General features: G+C 42.0%; 13 protein-coding genes and 1 riboswitch. Of the genes, 6 read left to right on the top strand and 7 right to left on the bottom strand.

Annotated features, from left to right (window positions below; genetic code table 11):
- Positions 1–79: 79 nt before the first annotated feature.
- On the bottom strand, positions 80–2386 hold the full coding sequence (hepB, locus tag B9A91_RS15305) for a heparin/heparin-sulfate lyase HepB (protein WP_084239888.1): 2307 nt from the start codon (positions 2384–2386) through the stop codon (positions 80–82).
- Positions 2387–2591: 205 nt separating this feature from the next.
- On the opposite strand from hepB, the gene B9A91_RS15300 reads away from it, so the two are divergent.
- Positions 2592–2996, top strand: coding sequence for a lipocalin family protein (locus tag B9A91_RS15300; protein ID WP_144008953.1), 405 nt, complete (start codon positions 2592–2594; stop codon positions 2994–2996).
- 17 nt (positions 2997–3013) lie between these two features.
- Here B9A91_RS15300 and B9A91_RS15295 read toward each other — a convergent pair whose 3' ends face one another.
- Positions 3014–3829: a CE1 family esterase gene (locus B9A91_RS15295; RefSeq protein ID WP_084239886.1), complete on the bottom strand. Its 816-nt coding sequence runs from the start codon at positions 3827–3829 to the stop codon at positions 3014–3016.
- Positions 3830–3913: 84 nt separating this feature from the next.
- Here B9A91_RS15295 and B9A91_RS15290 point away from each other — a divergent pair, with 84 nt between their 5' ends.
- On the top strand, positions 3914–5170 hold the full coding sequence (locus tag B9A91_RS15290) for a hypothetical protein (protein WP_084239885.1): 1257 nt from the start codon (positions 3914–3916) through the stop codon (positions 5168–5170).
- Between the two features lie 3 nt (positions 5171–5173).
- Here B9A91_RS15290 and B9A91_RS15285 read toward each other — a convergent pair whose 3' ends face one another.
- On the bottom strand, positions 5174–6370 hold the full coding sequence (locus B9A91_RS15285; RefSeq protein WP_084239884.1) for a fibrobacter succinogenes major paralogous domain-containing protein: 1197 nt from the start codon (positions 6368–6370) through the stop codon (positions 5174–5176).
- 140 nt (positions 6371–6510) lie between these two features.
- A complete protein-coding gene (locus B9A91_RS15280) occupies positions 6511–10239 on the bottom strand; it encodes a DUF3857 domain-containing protein (RefSeq protein WP_084239883.1) in 3729 nt (1242 codons plus the stop codon).
- Between the two features lie 125 nt (positions 10240–10364).
- Positions 10365–10556: riboswitch (cobalamin riboswitch) on the top strand.
- A gap of 147 nt (positions 10557–10703) precedes the next feature.
- Between B9A91_RS15280 and B9A91_RS15275 the strand changes: the two genes are divergently transcribed.
- Positions 10704–11807, top strand: a complete 1104-nt coding sequence (locus B9A91_RS15275; protein ID WP_084239882.1) for a DUF5074 domain-containing protein — start codon at positions 10704–10706, stop codon at positions 11805–11807.
- Between the two features lie 72 nt (positions 11808–11879).
- Here B9A91_RS15275 and B9A91_RS15270 read toward each other — a convergent pair whose 3' ends face one another.
- A complete protein-coding gene (locus B9A91_RS15270; RefSeq protein WP_084239881.1) occupies positions 11880–12602 on the bottom strand; it encodes a hypothetical protein in 723 nt (240 codons plus the stop codon).
- 100 nt (positions 12603–12702) lie between these two features.
- On the opposite strand from B9A91_RS15270, the gene B9A91_RS15265 reads away from it, so the two are divergent.
- Entirely contained in the window at positions 12703–13059 is a 357-nt protein-coding gene (locus tag B9A91_RS15265) for a TfoX/Sxy family protein (RefSeq protein ID WP_084239880.1), read from the top strand.
- A gap of 67 nt (positions 13060–13126) precedes the next feature.
- Positions 13127–13978: a DUF808 domain-containing protein gene (locus B9A91_RS15260; RefSeq protein ID WP_084239879.1), complete on the top strand. Its 852-nt coding sequence runs from the start codon at positions 13127–13129 to the stop codon at positions 13976–13978.
- 14 nt (positions 13979–13992) lie between these two features.
- Here the strand turns inward: B9A91_RS15260 and B9A91_RS15255 are convergent, their stop codons facing one another.
- A complete protein-coding gene (locus B9A91_RS15255; protein WP_084239878.1) occupies positions 13993–14385 on the bottom strand; it encodes a DUF1801 domain-containing protein in 393 nt (130 codons plus the stop codon).
- A 44-nt stretch (positions 14386–14429) separates the two neighbouring features.
- Positions 14430–15632 carry an MFS transporter gene (locus B9A91_RS15250; protein WP_084239877.1) on the bottom strand — a complete coding sequence of 401 codons (1203 nt, stop codon included), beginning with the start codon at positions 15630–15632 and terminating at the stop codon, positions 14430–14432.
- A 152-nt stretch (positions 15633–15784) separates the two neighbouring features.
- On the opposite strand from B9A91_RS15250, the gene B9A91_RS15245 reads away from it, so the two are divergent.
- On the top strand, positions 15785–19648 hold the full coding sequence (locus B9A91_RS15245; protein ID WP_084239876.1) for a TIM-barrel domain-containing protein: 3864 nt from the start codon (positions 15785–15787) through the stop codon (positions 19646–19648).
- The last annotated feature ends 55 nt before the right edge of the window (positions 19649–19703 follow it).

The following is a 19703-nucleotide window of genomic DNA, read 5'->3' as shown; positions in this document are numbered from 1 at the left end:
TTTCCTTCATAAATTGAGAAAGGCATCTACCCTAGGGTAGATGCCTTTATTTTTATATAACTTTTAAAATCCGCAGGATTTATCTCAAAAAGCGATAGCTTCCTTCAGTGCCTGTAAAATAAAGCGACCCATCATCAGCTTTGGCAGAAAGCGCAGGCTTAAATACTTTACCATCTTTCAGGATCTGCCAGGTACCCGGCAAAAGATCTGTTATTACAAACTGGAATGTCCCTTTTCCGGTAACGGAAAAAGTAAAACCGCGATCCAGGGTTTCAGAAGTCCGGCTAAAGGTAACTACCCTGTCTGCCAGCTGTACCCCCACTACCTTGTCGCCATCAATGCGCTTAACCTCATGCAGCTGCTGCTGGGTGTTGTCAGCAATTTGCATTACATTCAGATAGTAGTCTTCAGCGGCAGCTTTTTTAGGACTGATTTCCACCCTCCATTCTCCACGCTCCAGCGCCTCGTCGGTACCTGGTTTTGGATCGTTGGCATAATTGGTTCCAAATACCCAGAAATCTTTACCCTTACCACCCACAGACTGGATATTGGCATTTGCCGCATCAGGCAGTAAAGCGGTGTTCACCAGCATACCACTATCCCCGTTCTTTGTACGTTTTATAGTTATCTGGTTACCCTTGATCTGTGGCTGCTCAATACTGTGCAGTAACCAGAACTTCTTGAAATCAGGATTGGAAGATACCACCTTATCAAAAACGATCATAGCTGCAGGAACTTTGGTATCTTTAAGGTTCAGAAACATAAAGGAGCGCTTTACGGCCTTCACTTTGGCTGAGTAAGCTTCTGTAATATCGCCCTTCAGGTAAGTATAGTCAGGAACCTGGCTATCGGGGCCAAATCCCTGTGCAAGGATTTTACCGGTCTTGAAATCGCCTGCCAGCATTTCTTTAAGATCGCGCGGGGCAGTCCAGCCATTTCCAGGCAATCTTTGTCCGCCATCATTGGCAGCAAAATCAGTCTGGTCTTTTCCGCCGTATCCATGAATGTTAAAAACCTCTTTTGGATCGTAAACCAATAAGCTGTTGTGGGCGATGGTCCGTTTAAAAAAGTTCTTATTGTGCGCACTGTTATACCCACCTGCAGTACCTGTATACGATCCTGCATCAATAGCCAGCGGCCCTTTATAATAAATCTGGAAAGCTCCGGCATCGTGATGCTGGTGGTTCAGGAAAGTATATTCATTGATCTTCATTTCCGCAATTACACTTTCTGGCCCCCAGCCTGTACGGGCAACCATCCAGCCAAATGGTGAGCCAGAATACCTGGATAGCGGCAAATCGTCTGGCTTACGGGCCCCAAGTTTGGTATCGCGCCACAGGAATTCAAATAACTTACAATGCGGTTCAACATTAGGATCTTTCAGAAATTCGTAATTCAGGTATTCATCTTTGTAATAGCTGCCTGCCAGAAATGTTGGTAAAGAATAATATTTGGGTTTCTTACGGGAATAATCTACATCTCCCCCTGCCAGGATCTGTCCATCGGGACGGCGTTTATAGATCATATCGTACAGTACGAACTGCTGTCCGGGATGAAATACGTTGCCGGCACCCATACGGTCTAATATCCACAGCGCAAAAAGATCATTGGTAAACCTTACATTCAGGTAAGACATACCCTGGTGGTAGTTATGTGATGGATAAAACCAGTTACGTGCCACCAGGTGCTCCTTGAAAAAGCGGCCCGCTGCCAGGTTATACATCTCTGGAAATTCATCATAAATAGCAATACCTACAGAAAGCAGGTCGCGCATGATCATCCATTCCGAAGCATGCCCTACAATAGATTTGTCTTTTACAGGTGGATAGCCACATTCGAGCATTTTGGCCAGCCTTACAAAGGCTTTTACAAAACGGGTTTTCTCTTCGGGTTTCAACTGATCGTAACACCAGTCGTATACTATAGCACCTGTTACCATGAACAGGCCAATACCTCTTGAAATATCACCAGCTTCTTTAAAAGTAGCGATTTCGAGGGTATCAATAATAGAGGTGATGGCCTCACGACCTATCTTAGGATCTTTGGTCATCAGGTACTTGAGCGCCATAAGTTCAACCCTTACAGTAAGTCCTTTCTGGTTAAAGTAAAAGCGAAAGTCTTTAACCTCGGGAATGTCCTCCGGTTTCCAGTCTTCCTGCATCTTGATCATATCGGCCCAGACCTTCTTCAGTTCAGGATCGTTCATTCTGTTTTTCAGATCAGGCACTTGCTGATCACGAATGTATAACCGGGGGTGTACCTTTGGCGGTACTGGCATCGACACACCATCCACTTCTTTCCAAACCACATCAGTTTTGGCCTGGGAGTAGCCTTTTGCCGCAAAAGCAACAAATAGGATTGCAAATAAGTATAGCTGTTTTTTCATCTATATAATATATTTCATAACCTCAATGTACAAAGATTTCAAGCCCGCGATAAGCTATGAGGGCTATTTTCAACATAATTGAAATGAATTTACTGATTTTTAAAACTGTGGGCTTCACCTCCAGGCAATGTGCTTTCTTTTAAGCAGCCAATCTTCTGTAGCATTTTTGCGTTCCAGCTCGTTTTAGGCATAAACTCAAACAAATATGAAAAGGATTCTGAATTTAACATTAATGGCAATGCTTTTACTCACCGCTTTAAGCTGCAAAAAAGTAGTCAGCAAAGACGGCATAGAGGGCACCTGGGAATTAAGACATTTAGCTGGCGGACAGGTACCAGGTCTTGATCCGAATTTTAAAAAGGGCAATGGCAATAAGTATAAATTTGAAGGACAAACCTATACCCGTTATGAGAAAGGAGAAATTACCGAGAGTGGAACCTTTACCCTAGAGAAAGCCGACGTGGCCATTAATGCCAGTAAAGCGAACGCCAGGATCAGATTTAGCCCCTCTGAGGATGAATACTATATCAACTTATCAGGCAATAAGCTCACTATTTTCATCGGTATTATTGCGGCTGATGGCGTAGAAACAACTTACAAAAGAGAATAAACCACCGTATTTTTACACTAAAGACCAGGGTGTTGCTTAAAGAAATTGATGATCACCTGGTTTGCGGCCTGGGGGTAAGTATGCCCTCCGGGATGACTGTAAATCACCACCGGATTACCTGTAGCAGATTTATACAGCATGGCCTGATCGGCAAAAGGCTCTCCTTTATCGCTGCAGCTGTTTAGCTTCAACAGGAACTGACAAGTACTTTTCTGCCATTGCGTTTTAACCAGGTTATCATTTTCGCCATACAGATGCAATACCGGCTTAGGTTTTAACTGATTCATTATCCGGGCTGCCACCGCTGCCGAAGGCGCAAGCGCTGCAAATACAGGTCCTCTTGTTGCCCAAAGCAGATAGGTAAACCCTCCGCCATTGGAATGACCGGTTGCATAAACCCTTTTAGGGTCTACCCGATAGTTCTTTTGAAAAAAAGCAAGCATCGCATCAAAAAACTTCAGGTCACGATCTTCATTTGCACCTATCCCCTTTTGCCAGCCTGGTAGTTTTCCTTCCGGATCGGTTAATTGCCCGGCTGTATTTAAACCCTGCGGACAAATAAATATGGCTTCTGGCCATAATTGGTCAAAACGCCGGGTCTTAAACATATTCTCCATAGTGCCCCCATGCCCATGAAAAGCAAAAATAACAGGTGTATTACTTGTTTTAGCCCCGGCGGGGATATAAACCAATGCCTTTCGCACCGTATCGCCCACTTTCCATTCCATAACCTGAGGCGCCGTAGGGCCAACCTTTTGGCCCAATGAAGAAATGGATGAAATAAGTAAAGCCAGCAGCAAACCGACAGTTCTCAAGATTTTTTTAGCGCCCATAAATAGCAAAGTTTATACCCCATAGAGTAGCGGCAAATCAAATGGTTTAATCTATCTTTAATTAATTGATTAACCTTTTCAGAAATGAATATTACAAAAACTGCGGCACTGATTTCCATAAGGTTTGCCTTCCTGTTTTGGATGCTTTTTGTGTACTGTTTTAACGGTGCCTTTCCCTTCCTTTACTACATACAACAGTTTACAACACCTGTACTGCATAAGTTTATTCCATGGGTTGCTACGCGGTTTTTAAACGTTTCGGAGCCCGTTAGCACCACCATTAACGGCAGCGGCGATACCACCTACCATTATGTACTGCTCCTTTGTATATTTATTTGCTCGGTCTTCGGAACACTGATCTGGTCAGCATTAGATTACAAAAGGAAAAGTTACAATCAGCTTCTTTATTGGCTTATAACGGTACTCAGGTTTTATGTAGGCCTGATGCTGGTATCTTATGGCCTTGCCAAACTTAACGACGGGCAATTTCCTGCACTCAGTTCCTACCGGCTGTTTTCTACCTATGGCGATTCATCGCCTATGGGCCTTGCCTGGAGCTTTCTAAGCTACTCAAAAGGCTATAAATGGTTTATGTGCTTTGCCGAGCTGATGGGCTTTCTGTTGTTTTTTAGGAAAACAGCCACCATAGGTGCTTTTCTATGCCTCATGACCACAGCCAATATTGTGGCCATCAATTATTGCTTTGATGTGCCTGTAAAAATTCTAAGTACAGGTTTAATGCTGATGTGCCTCACCATACTTTCACCAAACATCATTCAAATGTTCAGGTTCTTTTTTAAAGGCGAAACAGTTGGGCTAAATTTTCTTAAGACTCCTGTGTTTAAAACCAGGTGGATGCGCATTTCAAAACTGCTTGTCAAATATGCCATAATACTGCTATATGCCGCGCTGCCCTTATTTATCGCTTTAAAACTAGAGTGGTTTGGTGCCAGGTCGACTCAACAACATGCCATGAACGGGATTTTTGATATAGAAGAGCTAACATGGGCAGATCAGAAACAAGCCGACAGCGCAGATTTACAGCCTAAATGGACACAGCTTACCTTTGAAGATCGCAATTATGGACTGGCCAATGCTGCAAATAGCCAAAAAGCCTGGTATAAATACAAACTGGATACCCTTGCCAAATCTGTTCAGATCAGCTTTACTGATGATCCTAATGTAAATCATACTTTAAATTATACCCTAGCAGATCACGACAGAATAGTGCTGAAAGGCGATTTTTTCGGTAAACCGGCTACCTTAATTCTTAAAAAGAAATCATTTGAGCTTACCGGCAGGGGCTTTCGCTGGATCAACGAAGTCCCCTATAACAGATGATGGTTAGTCTTTTATACAACGGATAGAGAATCCCGAATATGTGTATGTTTCATGCCGTTCGATATATCCTTTTACATAAAGATCGTAATAAACTGCAAGTCCCCCACCCGTTCTTGTTGAGGTCCACCACATGCCGTTCCATCCTATACTTGAGAAAACACCTGATTCAGTTCTTCGGCCACCCGGAAGCGCTGTAAACAAAGTAATGTTAGAAGGTTTGGTATCAACTTCCCAATATGCAGTACCAGTCTGCTGGATTTTTGCACCATCCTCTCTTCTTCCGCCGATGTAATTGTACAACACCTTCCATTCGTCATCACTGGGAACATGCCATCCGGCCGGGGCTATTTTGGAGTTATGTGCAGCTTCCCAGTTATACAGATAGCCATAGGTATCAGCATTTTCCTTTTTATTTTCATAACTGCAATATGCAGCAGAAGTACTTGAACTCCAGGCTACCCGATCTGTTGCAAAAGTCATAGCTGTTCCATCGTTGTAACGGGTGGTTTTGAGGTTCTCCATCATCCAGGTTTGCGTGCCTATCTTAATGGTTTTATATACGTTACCATCAATATCGGTTACCGTATTTTCCACAACAGGAGGATCAATCACCACCAGTTCGGCACTAAGCGTACAAGCCTTATAGATTCCGCTCTCGGCCTGAGACCAGGTGATCACTGTTTTTCCTGCAGATTTAATCTGCACCGTTTTTCCCACCACACTGGCAACATTCGGATGGCTGCTGGTGTAGGAAATGGTCCCATCGCTATTGGTAGCGGGGCCTGCAATCTCAAACGGTGCATCACCCACTTTCTTTTCAGGGAGGGTAAAAACACTGGTTACAGGGCTCATCTTCTGGCCAATTTGAAAAGTTGCTTTTATTGAATCTCTCTTAAATGTATTGGTAGCGAGCTGTACCGCAGTAATGGTGCAGTTACCGTTGCTCCTGATTGTAACCACGTTACCTTTTATATTCACTACTCCGGTATCGCTTGTTTTAAATATAAAACTTCCATCGCTTTTACTTTTTGGATTAACCAATGTAAAAGCTGCTTCTCCCATTCTTTTTGCTCCGATACTAAAATCACTTAAGTCCGGAGAAAGTAATTCAGGCTCAATCTCCTGTTTAATGCAGCTGCTCAGCTGGAGCAGGAGAATGCACGCGAGAACGTTTAAGAGAACGTTTGATAAATACTTCATGTTTGGTTTGTTTGACTCCCTACATGCAGATGTTATGCCGTTCGTTAAATATGCATTTAAAACTTGTTTTCAATACCTGAGTTGTTCCGGTAATTTATTTATGGAGAAATAAATACACAGAATTCCCCGTTTCATTTTATTTATTTCATTGCCAGCTGCTGTTCGTCGGCTTCAGCAATTTGCTTATAAGACGCATTAAAAGATTCTACCTTATCCAGGGGTACAAAATCATTTTTTAACATGAAGCTTCGCTTCAAAGAAATTTTATTACCGCTTTGCGTACTTTCCAGTTTAAAATCCACAAAGTCATTGGAAACATGAATATTCTTAGGTATCTGTACCAGGCTCATATCAGCAGGCAGTTCCAAAGTTAATTCCTGTCTGGATTCATCCATTGAGAATAGCTGCGTAAGGTCTATACCAAATTTCCGTTCGGGAAGAATCTGCAAATTGGAAGCAGAGATCCTGTTAGACCAGGGAATAGAAAAAATCATCATTCCGGCTACAGGTTTATTTACGTTGATCAGCTTATAGGAACTGGAAGTGCCCAATGTATCTGAGGTTGCACCGGAAGCATCAAGATTGGTAAAACTAAGCGAATAAACTTCGTTTTCAGGGTAAACTGCACTGATCTGCTCTTTCATTTTCTTTAGCTGGTCCTTGCTGCTGAGATCTGTAAATACAGAACGCAGGTAACTTACCGCTGATCCGGTATTTTGATTGGTTTCAGAAACCATCATATTGGCATTGTCAATTTTCACTACCGTTTGATAGCTGAAGGTATTGCGCCCCCTCAGTGAAGGATTAAATCTGATCAGTTCATTGGACGCTTTATTAATCTCCAATACGTTCGAATTGATAAAACCAGTGTTAAAGGTGTTAAATGGCAAACTTCCTGAAGTAAGCTCCACCCAGTAATCCTGCTTATTTATTATTGCCTTTGCAATGCAATGGTTAAAGTCTATACTAGGAAGCGGCAGGGTACTTTGCCCGTTATCGCGCGTGCTTACCAAAGCCAGCGTCGCATCTATTCCCGCCTCTTTACACATGGCTACAAATAGTGTAGAAACATCCTTACAGTCGCCAATGCGTGTATTGATCACTGAAGCGGGATTCTGAGGAATTACTCCATTTTGTCTGAAAGGTATTGAGCTATAAGCAATGTTACGCGTGATGTAATTATAGATCATCTTGATTTTTGTAAGTTGATCTGTATTTTTCTGATTGGCAAAGAGCTCTTTCACCACCTGCTTTACCTCATAGCTGCTACGTGCCTTTGCCGTTGCAATATTGTTATACCAGTCTGCAACGAACTGCCAGTTTGGGATAGAAGACACATAGAGTTTGTTTACTACATCTTCAGAAGGAGGCATTTTATCTTCATAAAGCAATGCTTTCTGATTTTGCTGTTCCCATACATAAAGGTCGAACTCGTCCTTTTTTGTCTTTACAGGATCGATTGGATTTTTTGAAAAGACATACTTAAACGGCTTATTCTGGTGTATCAGTAAAGCATATTTCTTATTGATGAAAGACAAGCCGTAGCTGAAATAAAATGAATCTGAGAATTGTGAGGCCATTTGCCCACTCGAATAGTTTTCAATCGTATACCTGAGGTTCACTACATCACCTACTTCAAGATTGGTAAACACCAGGTGGTTCTGATTTTGTTCTGCCGGCACCTTAGTCCCGTTAGCCTTAATAACCTCAGCAATTTCAACATTATAGTTCTGATCATTATTATAGGGTATATAATACTCAGTAAAAGATTCCAGGCCCTTTTGGGTAAGCACTTTTGTCACATCAAAATGTTTTTCTTCGGATCCGCCATGTTCATAAACTACCTTCTGCACTTCTCTGTGCAAAACGAGCAACTGGTCCTCAGGATAATTACTCGCTTTTGGTGCAGCGCCGATAATCGTTTTGATATCCGGCTGCTCAAAATAATCAAAAACAGCTTTTTTCTGTTGTAATCTCCTCAATTCCTGTATAGCGTCATAATTGTTCGGATTTATCTGTAGCGTTGTAGTATAGGCCTGGATACTTTTTTCCTTTTCTTTATTTGCGTTGTATATGTGGCCAAGTGAAGCATAGGTATCGGCGTCATTGGGATCGATCTGTAAAGCTTGTAAGTACACTTTCTCTGCATCAGCATATTGTTGCAGGTTATAATACTGCGCCGCAAGGTCTGTATATACAGCAAAAGCTATTGGATCGTTCTTTATTTCGTCCTTATAAACTGATAACCCCTTTTCTGTCTCTCCCTTATCAAAATAGAGCTGGGCCAAGTATTTTGCTGAAGAGTAATCATCGTTTTCAGCAACATATTTCTCTAAAATTGCTGTTGCATTCGGGTTCTTTTTAACTTCTTTTTCGATAGCATATTTCACCCCTACAATATCCGGAAAGTTTGGAAACCGCAGGTATGATTTTTCTGCAAGATCAATTGTCTCCTGGTGGTTTTTGAGTTTCCCTGAAACAGCAATTTTTTTCATGTAGATATTTTCATTCTCGCCGTATATCTTTTCCAGTTTGGTAATAATAGCAGCTGCATTATTATAATCTTTCTGGTTGAGATACTCGTTGTAAATAAGCTCAAGTGCGTAAGCGCTTTCAGGATCATTCGTTTTAATGGCTTCCTGGAGCATCTCAATACCTGTTCTGTTGTCTACTTTCGAAAACAGATCTATAAACATTATATTCAGATAGGTACTCTGCGGAAATTGCTTCTTTAGCTTTTCAAGCAAGATTCTGCATTCATAAATATTGCCCAGTCTGAGGTAAAGCTTTGCAAGCATCAATTGGTTAAGGTAGTTATTGGGTTGCCTTTTCAGCTCTGTTTCAAAGTAATTAAAGGCCACAGGTTTTATATTGGTAGATACAAAAGCTGTTTCCCTGGTATACTTTTGAGGTGTGGCTGTAGTACTGATATTGGTCAGTGCTTTTCCTTTTTCGTCCGTTATACGGATCATAAAATTAGACCTGTTCGCATAACTCTCCCCGATCTGAACAAGTATCCTGTTATACCCTTCATTCAATTTTATTGAATTGATATAGGAATCCAGGTCGTTATTTCTCTCTTCGGCTTCGCTAAATATCAATTGGTCATTTACCCAGACCTTAACAGAACCAGAAACACCTGTCCTTAACTGAGCCGTAATACTTGCAGGGCTTTTTACAAAGGTCTGTGCAAACTGAATAGAATTTTTATAGCTGTTATAATATGAAAAATCAAACCATTTGTCTAGCCTCGTATAAGGCACGGTTCTCCAGCCAAACCGCCGGTTGTTTTTCCCGGAAAAACTCGCCTCAAGTTCCGGGTGGTCTATAACATCATATACCTTGTCAAATCCACTGGTAGAAACATTCTCATATTCACCTGTAATTAACCAGTTTTCAAGTTCCCCAAGCTGCGCATAAGCCTTATTTGCCAGTTCATAATTTTTATGCTCCTGGTGATGTTTTCCGATTAGCGAAAAAGCCATTGCGGGCAGCGTTCCGTCAATGTCTTTTCTTTGGGTTAAGTTGGTGTAATGCGACATCTGCGCAGCAGATTTTTTGTGCCCGCTATAATTTGCTGCACTTCCCCATAAGGCAAACAAATAGGGTTCCGGCTTTTTAGAACCTGTATAAAGTTTATTAAGATAGGTAAAAGCCTCATCATTCCGCCTGTCCATCTCCGAGATAAAGCATAGACCTATACAGGCATCATTAAGTGTTTTCGGATCTTTCAGGAGCTGTAAGAACAGGCCACGGGAAGTCTGACGGTCATTTTGAAAAAACTTATTCCATGCATTGTTGACGGTAACCTGCGCACTTAATTTTGTACCTAAGCACAGGGAGAGTATTAAAAGAGATTTAATTTTCATTTAGCGTATAACTGGTTAGAGTGGTTTTATTGTCAATTATAGAAAAAAAACTTTACTTATCTTACTCTGGATGCCTTTTGTTCGGCTTTAGCCAGGTAATTTTTACCAGATGTCCCTTATTTTATTACCTTTGCAACGCTTTTGGTTCCCGGATCTACACCCGGGATTAAAAGGGAATACGGTGAAAATCCGTAACTGTCCCGCAACTGTAAGCGCTTAAACGGTTTTCTAATCTGGCCACTGTTCCACATAAGGTGTAATGGGAAGGCGGAAAACCGGGCGCAAGTCAGGAGACCTGCCTTCAGCATTAATGATTTCATAGCTTTCGGGGATTGAAGCTGGAATGAGAACACGATTGATACTAATAGTAACCTATTGATGCGTTATTGTACTGTATTTATTGCATGTCCGTTCGTTTGCCATTTTTCCGACAGCGCAAACTGTAACAAACAATAAATAAATACATGAAACACTTAAACATTAAACAACTTTTTGCTGCCGGGCTTCTTTTAACTGCAGCCTTACAAGCCTGTAAAAAGGAAAACACTGACCCTACCCCTGTTGATCCGGAAGTGGCCCCTTATGAAAACGGTTTCTTCATCATTGGTGAAGGGTCTATAGGGAAAAACTCTGGCGCTGTTAATTTTTACAGATATGGGGATGATACCGTGGCAGTAAGGGCATATGAGAAAGAAAACCCTGATAAAATATTATCCAATGCTGCTAAAACAAGCACACTGCAATTTGCTTCAGTAATCAATGGCAGCATTTACCTGATGTGTAAAATGAATGGCCCTATTGTGAAAGTAAATGCATTAACCCTGAAAGAAGAGGCCCGTTATGCGCCAGAAACCAGCAACTGGAGAAGCATGATACAGGTGGATGGTAACCGCGGATTGGTAAGTGCAAACGATGGTGTATACCAGGTAGATCTGGCCTCACTTACCATACAAAACAAATTAACCACTGTAGGTGCTGTAAATACAGGCGACATGTGGAAAAATGGCAATTATGTTTATTTACTGCAAAGTAATGGAGCTCAAATTGTCAATGCCGGCAACTATTCACTGGTAAAAAGCTTTTCCAATATCAACCGCGGATTTGCACAAACGCCAAACGGTAAAGTATGGGCCTCTACGGGCAGCCGTCTTATTGCAATAGACAACAACCTGGATACAACCGGTGTAGCGCTTAAAGTAAGTGTTGGCTCATTTGGCCTGGATGCGCCAACCCGCCTTACCGCTTCTACAAAAGAAAATGCTGTTTTTTATCATTCAGGAAAAGCCATTTATAAATACGTAGATGGCAATACCGCATCGCTGGCACAGCCTTTTATTACCATTGCAGAAAATTCCTTTATGGTTTATGGCGCTATCAGGTATGATAAAAACAAAGATTATATTGTTGTAAATGGGATACAAGGCTATGGCGCCGCATCAACCGTTAATTTCCTGCTGATTTACAACGCTTCAACCGGTGAACTGGTTAAGAAAATCAAATATGGCGGAGATGGGGTTACTACTGATTTTACCAAGATCTATTTCCCTAACCTTACAGTTTTCCACTAAATAACCCAAATGAGAAAGGGGCTGTATCATAGGTAAATGATGCAGCCCCTTCTAATTCTAATATGGTCGGATTTAATTCTTCAGTTTCACTACAGGCTTGCCATTTACACATTCTATCTTTTCTACCTGCGATTTGTTCGGAACATAATCAGCCGGTGCTTGCTCGGTAATAATCCTGGCCCTTAACCTATTGTAAAGCGATATTTTTTTCTTAAGTACCGAATAATCCCTGGACCTGAGATAAGGTACATATTCTACGTTTCCTATTCTATCTTTAATTAAAACGGTATAGGTCCAGTCTGCTTCACCGGTGCAGGTCTGCGCATCTATGATAGTTTTTATTTCCTGGTAAGTCTGGTCTGCAAGTGGCTTGGCCTCTTCGATACTGATATTCTGAGAGGTAATCAGTTTGAGGTCAAAGGAATTACAGATTGTTTTTATAGGCTGCTCTGCTATCCAGTAAGACTCAAAGCAAGGATCAATGATAATACCTTGTTTTACCATCGCATCGGTTTGTCTGCGCAGCAAATCAAAATATTCTTTTTTTAATTGCTCAAACCGGGTCAGGTCTGAAGACTTAACAAGATAATAAGCTGCTGAACAGCCCTCAGAAATTTCTTTGACGGCTACATCGTTTAGCTGGGCACAGGGTATACCAGCGCTCAATGTTTTAATTTCATTCAGCTTGGCTTCAGCCATATTTCCTAGTTCAGTAACTGTAGGCCCTTCTTTCTTTTTACAGCTTACAACAAATAATACAGCAACAGCAAGGATAATGGTTAATGGTTTGATCATACAATTAATGGTTGGTTTGGTGCTTATACGTAACAAAGTAGCCAAACGCTACACATCGGTTCAAATTTATTACATTTGAAGCACAGCTAAAACCAAAACTATGGCCTACAATGAACAGCTAGCTAATCGTGTGCGCATCCTGCTCTCCGACCGTGATGATGTGACGGAAAAGGAAATGTTTAGCGGAATATGCTTTATGGTGGATGATAAAATGTGTATCTGCGTTTCGGGTACAGAACTCTTGTGCCGCATTGGTGCAGAAAAAGTAGAAACAGTATTGGAAGAAGGTAACTGCAGGAATATGATGAGCAATGGCCGCGTGATGAAAGACTATGTTTATGTAGAGGATACAGCCTTAGATAACCAGAACAAACTAAAATACTGGCTAGACCTTTGCCTGGCTTTTAACCCTAAAGCAAGGTCATCAAAGAAAAAAACCAAACCGGGCACATCATAAATTATCATCTTTTTTTCCCAATATCAGGTTTAAAGGATATTTTGCGGCTTTATTAATGAAATAACATATGGCTTCAGGCATTTTTGCGATTTTAGACGATATAGCTGCCTTAATGGATGATGTTGCGGTAACAGCTAAAATTGCAACAAAAAAAACAGCGGGAATTTTAGGAGATGATTTGGCGGTAAATGCAGAAAAAGCTACCGGTTTCCTTTCTTCAAGGGAACTACCTGTACTGTGGGCAATTACCAAAGGTTCTTTCATCAACAAACTGATTATTGTTCCGATTGCACTGCTGCTAAATGCATTTTTCCCGATTGCCATTAAAGTCATCCTGATCCTTGGAGGGGTTTACCTGGCCTATGAAGGCGTAGAAAAAATAATCGAATACTTCTTTCACCGCCAGAAAGAAGGCCATGAGGTAGTGGCTGAAATTAAACAGGATGGTAAGGATGCTGAAAAAGCAAAAGTAAAATCGGCCATCATGACTGATTTTATCTTGTCTATCGAGATTGTAATCATCGCCTTGGGAACCGTGCTTACAGAAAGCCTTAGCCTGCAGATCCTAACCGTATCTGTGGTGGCTTTACTGGCTACAGTTGGTGTTTATGGTATAGTTGCCATCATTGTACGAATGGATGATGCAGGCTATAAACTGATCAAACGCTCGGGCGACAAAGGCCTGGTTGCCAGCATGGGCCATATATTGGTGAAATCACTTCCTGTCATCATCAGGATACTTGCAGTAGTTGGAACAATAGCCCTGATTTTGGTTGCAGGTGGTATATTTGCACATAACATCGACTTTTTACACCATTTACTGCCAACGGTTCCTTCAATAATTAAGGAGACATTGTTAGGATTAATTGCAGGACTGCTTGCTGTTGCAATGGTAAAGATCGTAAAAGCAATCTTTTAAGTCCTGAGCTGCATCTATTTCAAACGTAGCAGTGCACCCTTTCTTTTAACTATGTTTTTATAGTCCCATTGTATTCCTCTGGATTTTTCGAGCCAGCGTTTCAGATCGGCTATATTGACCTCACCGGCATTGGTGTAGGTTATGGAAGCATCTTTAAATTTACCTGTGTTTATTTTAAGCTGCTCCTCATCAAAATCGGCCCCGCTCCAGAACATCAGGCGTATGCCTGCTTTTAATTTACTGTACCCTACTATAGGGTTTCCATCTAAAAACCAAACCGGATGTGCATGCCATATTTTACTTTCTGCTTCAGTAAGATTTTTGTTGATCTCTGAAGCCAGTTTGTTGCAGATTTCTTTATATACTTCAGATTGGGCATCATTATAAGCTTGTATATCAGTATTCATTACCTTTTTAATTAAATCTACACAATTTGTTACTGTAAATTTAATCAATGTCTTTTATCCAGCAACCTGAATGCGTAGGCACACAGCAACAAAAGAAAAGCAATGCCCGCCCAAAGCCAGTTATAGCCCAGTTCCCTGGCAATGTAAAAGCCTGTTAGCGGCCCAACAACCTGGGCAACCGACCAGCTTAAGGTATAACCTGCGGCATACAATCCCCTGTTATACTCGTTGCTCCTGCTAACCACCACCGTATTGATAAAAGGCAGCACCAACATCTCGCCTACGGTAAAAACAATCATCACCAGCACGGCTACAGCTATATGAAAGATGAGCGGGATGCTCAGCAACAGGTATGAACTTGCAAAGAAAACAGCACCAATAATAATGAAGAACATGGGTGAGCGCCTTTTTTCGATTCTGTTGATCATGATCATTTCAAAAAGTGCAATGACAGCCCCATTTATTCCCATAATAATACCAATAGCAAATTCATCTATATGCCATTGTTCTTTAAAAAAGACGGGTACAACCCTGAACATTAAAAATGCACAGGTAATAAATATGGTGGTAAGCAGAATGAACTTCACGTAGAAAATGTCCTGCCAGGGTTTGGCAATAACCTGCGTGGTCCTATTCTCTTTAGCCTTTTTTATGAACCCCTGAACTTTAGGCAAAAAGAACAGAATGGAAAGACCAACCAGGATACTTACTGCCCCTTCTACAATAAAGAGCAATTTGTAATTTATAGAAGCAATGATACCGGCCATACTGATGCCCACAGACCAGCCGATATTGGTAGCCAGCCTGTTTAGGGAATAGGAACGTGTGGTAGTGCCTTCTTTTGCATAGGAAACTACCGCGGTAAAGTTTGCCGGCCTGAAAGCATCAGAAAAAAAACTGATGACTACAGTTAAAATACAAAGGGTGGAAAAATGGCTAATGGTGGAAAATAGGATAAACAGGATTCCCCCGATAATGGACGAGAGGATCTGTACCGGCCTGAAACCAATGAGATCTGTAAGCTTACCTCCCATTGCGGAGCCTAAAATTGAGCCTATGCCAAACAGCGTAATGATTAAGCCGGCATCTACTTCAGAACGGTGCAGGCTTTGGGTTACGTATAGCCCCATAAAAGGTACCGCCATGCTTCCGCAACGGTTAAACATCATCACGATGCTAAGCAACCAGGTCTCGCGGCTTAAGCCGCTAAAGGATGTTTTATAGGTATGGAGTATAAGTTTAAGCATTATTCAATTTCAGGATTGCAAATCTAGCCAAAGCAGATGGATTATTTCTGCTTCTGACTGGCTTTGCAAACGTTTGCGCGCTATTTATACAATTTTCGGACAATGCTTCCCTGCGGTATTGTATAACTTTACCTGAGAAGAACACAACCAACATGAAACCACTTTTCAGACCTGAATTAAAACGTACAGCCATACTACTGCTGGCCCTGCCGTTAATATTGGCAGGCACAAACAGCATTGCACAGAAAAAAACGGCCGCAGCACAGCATAGCGCCCCCGAAAACCCGAAGGCAATCAGTGCAAAGAAAATAAGCCCAACTGTAATTGAAGTGTTGCTTTCCAACAAGCAAAAAATGCTACTGGATTTTTACGGTGACAATATATTCAGATTGTTTCAGGACAATTCGGGCGGAGCCATGAGAGATCCCGAGGCAAAACCTGAGGCAAAAATATTGGTTGCTAACCCGAGAAAGCCTGTTGCTAAACTAAGTGTATCGGAAGATACAAATCTGATTACCATAATTACCCCTAAGGTTAACATTCAGATAGACAAGCGTACTGCCCTGCTTAAAGTTATTAACCCACTTAGCCATACGGTGGCTATAGAAAGTATTGCCCCGGTTAAATTTGACACAAAAGCAGTCACACTAACTTTAAAAGAAAACCCACAGGAATATTTTTACGGCGGTGGTGTACAAAATGGCCGCTTTTCACATAAAGGAAGGGCTATTGCCATAGAAAACCAGAACAGCTGGACAGATGGCGGTGTAGCCTCACCGACCCCTTACTACTGGTCATCTAATGGATACGGCGTTTTATGGCATACCTTTAAAAAAGGCAGGTACGACTTTGGGGCAAAAGAAAAAGGATCGGTTAAACTATCTCATGAAACAACGTATCTTGATGTGTTCATCATGATAAACAATGGTGCAAAAGCACTTTTGAACGATTTTTATCAGCTTACCGGAAACCCGGTACTGCTGCCTAAGTTTGGTTTTTACCAGGGACACCTCAACGCTTACAACAGGGATTTCTGGAAGGAAAATGAAAAAGGGATTTTATTTGAAGATGGAAAACGTTACCAGGAAAGCCAGAAAGACAACGGTGGCATCAAGGAGTCATTAAATGGCGAAAAAAACAATTACCAATTCTCTGCGCGTGCAGTGATAGACCGCTATAAAAAGAATGACATGCCTTTTGGCTGGCTGCTGCCTAATGACGGTTATGGAGCTGGATACGGGCAAACAGAAACGTTGGACGGAAATATCGGGAACCTTAAAAGCCTGGGCGATTATGCCCGCAAAAACGGGGTTGAAATTGGCTTATGGACCCAGTCCGATCTTCATCCTAAAGCAGGCATCAGCGCCCTGCTGCAACGCGATATCATTAAAGAAGTAAAGGATGCAGGCGTAAGGGTATTGAAAACCGATGTAGCCTGGGTGGGCGCTGGCTATTCTTTTGGTCTTAATGGCGTAAGCGATGTTGCCCAGATCATGTCTCAATACGGAAATAACAGCAGGCCGTTCATTATTTCACTTGACGGCTGGGCAGGCACACAAAGGTATGCAGGCGTATGGTCTGGCGACCAGACCGGAGGCGTTTGGGAATACATACGCTTTCATATTCCTACTTATCTGGGATCCGGGTTATCCGGGCAGCCCAATATCACCTCCGATATGGACGGCATTTTTGGCGGTAAGAACCCGGTCATCAATACCAGGGATTTTCAGTGGAAAACCTTTACCCCCATGCAGCTGAATATGGATGGCTGGGGAAGCAACGAAAAGTATCCGCAGGCGTTGGGCGAGCCCATAACCTCTATTAACCGTACCTATTTAAAGCTTAAATCGGAATTGATGCCCTACGCCTACAGCATTGCCAAAGAAGCGGTTACCGGCTTACCGATGATCAGGGCCATGTTCCTCGACTATCCAAATACCTACACCATGGGTACGGCAACCCAATACCAGTTCCTCTATGGTCCTGATTTTCTGGTAGCACCCATATACCAGGCTACCAAGGCAGACGATAAAGGCAACGACATCCGTGACGGCATCTATTTACCTGAAGGGATTTGGATCGATTACTTTACCGGAGAAAAATATAAAGGCAACTGCATCCTGAATAATTTTGACGCCCCCCTATGGAAACTACCTGTTTTTGTGAAAGCAGGCGCCATTATTCCGCTGGCAAATCCAAACAATAACGTCTCCGAGATCAATAAAAAGATCCGTACCTATGAGATCTATCCTTTAGGAAAAAGCGCATTTACGGAGTACGACGATGACGGAACAACTGAACAATACCGGTCTGGGCAAGGGGTATCAACCCTGATTACTGCTGAAGTTGACCAGAAGGGCCTTGCAACTGTTACCATACATACCGCTAAAGGCAGCTTCAATGGCTTTGTAAAACAGAAAGCTACAGCTTTTAAGATCAATTTAACAACCAAGCCGTCAGGTATTTTAGCCAAAATAGGTAAAGCCAAAGTTAACCTGACTGAAGCCAGATCAATGCCGGAGTTCCTGAGGAAAGAAAACACCTATTTCTACGATGCAGCGCCTAATTTAAACAACTTTGCAACAAAAGGGAGCGAATTCGAAAAAGTACCCATCACCAAAAACCCTCAGCTTTTGGTAAAACTGGCTACAACGGACATTACCTTAAATAGTGTTACCCTTGCCGTAGCAGGTTTCAAATATGAGCCGGCAGACCAGCACCGCAATTCTTCAGGAAAGCTGGCAGCGCCTGCGAATGCCCGCGTTTTGGACAACAACACTGAGGCATATACTTTGAAGCCCAGCTGGGAAAAAGTTGAGCATGCAGATTTCTACGAAATAGATTTCAATGGCATGCATTACACAGCAATTAAGGATACCGCCCTTTTATTTGAAGGGCTTGCTGCCGAAAGCAAATATACTTTCAAATTGAGGGCAGTAAATAAAGATGGAAATTCTGAATGGACAGAAATTAAAGCTACCACAAAATCCAATCCGCTTGAATTTGCCATCCAGGGTATTACTGCCGAAACAACAGCACAAAACCAATCCTCATCAGAAATTGACAAACTGTTCGACTTTGATGAAGGGAACCTGTGGCACACCAAATGGGGTACCAAATCTGTTCCTTTTGACCTGGTTATAGACCTTAAAGCCATTAGCCAGCTGGATAAATTCCACTATCTGCCGCGTACCGGCAGAGGCAATGGCACCTTACAAAAAGGAAAAGTGTCTTATAGCAACAATAAGGCAGAATGGACCGCAGCGGGCGACTTTGAATGGCAGGCCAATGATAAGGTTAAAGTATTCAATTTCAGCACCCATCCAACTGCCCGATATGTTAAAATTGCTATTGACAGTGCCGTAGGCGGCTTTGGCTCGGGCAGGGAGCTGTACATTTTTAAAGTACCGGGTACAGAAAGTTACCTTCCGGGAGACATCAATAACGACAGGTTGATCGATAAAAATGACCTTACATCGTATACCAACTATACTGGCCTAAGAAAAGGTGATGCCGATTTTGAAGGTTACATCAGCAAGGGTGACATCAATAAAAACAACCTGATTGATGCCTACGACATTTCGGTGGTGGCTACCCAGCTTGAAGGTGGGGCAGACAACAATAAAGCCGATGAGCCCAGTGGTAAACTGGAAATAAGTACTGCCAGACAAAATTACAATAAAGGTGAAATTATTGAGGTTAAAGTGAAGGGAACTGGTCTTAAATCTGTAAATGCGCTAAGTTTTGCCTTGCCTTACAACCAGCAGGATTATGAATTTATGTCCTTACAGTCAATAAACATGAAACAGATGGAAAACCTGACCTATGACAGGCTGCACACAAACGGCGCCAGGGCATTGTATCCTACTTTTGTAAATGTGGGCAAAAAGGAAACCTTATCTGGTGATAACGAACTATTTATCTTAAAATTAAAAGCAAAGCGCAATCTAAAATTTGAACTCAAAATAACGGATGGCATCCTGGTTAACAGCAGGCTGAGTGCTGTTAATTTCTAAACACAGAAAATATTTGACATTAATCTATCTAATTGTCCAATATTTTATAAATTTA

This window comes from Pedobacter africanus, from assembly GCF_900176535.1.
GTDB classification, from domain to species: domain Bacteria; phylum Bacteroidota; class Bacteroidia; order Sphingobacteriales; family Sphingobacteriaceae; genus Pedobacter; species Pedobacter africanus.
This window is presented reverse-complemented; position numbering and strand designations above follow the sequence as displayed.

Bases quoted from the DNA above. Each gene is read 5' to 3' on its own strand.
- hepB (WP_084239888.1), bottom strand. From the start codon at position 2,386: ATGAAAAAACAGCTATACTTATTTGCAATCCTATTTGTTGCTTTTGCG.
- B9A91_RS15300 (WP_144008953.1), top strand. From the start codon at position 2,592: ATGAAAAGGATTCTGAATTTAACATTAATGGCAATGCTTTTACTCACC.
- B9A91_RS15295 (WP_084239886.1), bottom strand. From the start codon at position 3,829: ATGGGCGCTAAAAAAATCTTGAGAACTGTCGGTTTGCTGCTGGCTTTA.
- B9A91_RS15290 (WP_084239885.1), top strand. From the start codon at position 3,914: ATGAATATTACAAAAACTGCGGCACTGATTTCCATAAGGTTTGCCTTC.
- B9A91_RS15285 (WP_084239884.1), bottom strand. From the start codon at position 6,370: ATGAAGTATTTATCAAACGTTCTCTTAAACGTTCTCGCGTGCATTCTC.
- B9A91_RS15280 (WP_084239883.1), bottom strand. From the start codon at position 10,239: ATGAAAATTAAATCTCTTTTAATACTCTCCCTGTGCTTAGGTACAAAA.
- B9A91_RS15275 (WP_084239882.1), top strand. From the start codon at position 10,704: ATGAAACACTTAAACATTAAACAACTTTTTGCTGCCGGGCTTCTTTTA.
- B9A91_RS15270 (WP_084239881.1), bottom strand. From the start codon at position 12,602: ATGATCAAACCATTAACCATTATCCTTGCTGTTGCTGTATTATTTGTT.
- B9A91_RS15265 (WP_084239880.1), top strand. From the start codon at position 12,703: ATGGCCTACAATGAACAGCTAGCTAATCGTGTGCGCATCCTGCTCTCC.
- B9A91_RS15260 (WP_084239879.1), top strand. From the start codon at position 13,127: ATGGCTTCAGGCATTTTTGCGATTTTAGACGATATAGCTGCCTTAATG.
- B9A91_RS15255 (WP_084239878.1), bottom strand. From the start codon at position 14,385: ATGAATACTGATATACAAGCTTATAATGATGCCCAATCTGAAGTATAT.
- B9A91_RS15250 (WP_084239877.1), bottom strand. From the start codon at position 15,632: ATGCTTAAACTTATACTCCATACCTATAAAACATCCTTTAGCGGCTTA.
- B9A91_RS15245 (WP_084239876.1), top strand. From the start codon at position 15,785: ATGAAACCACTTTTCAGACCTGAATTAAAACGTACAGCCATACTACTG.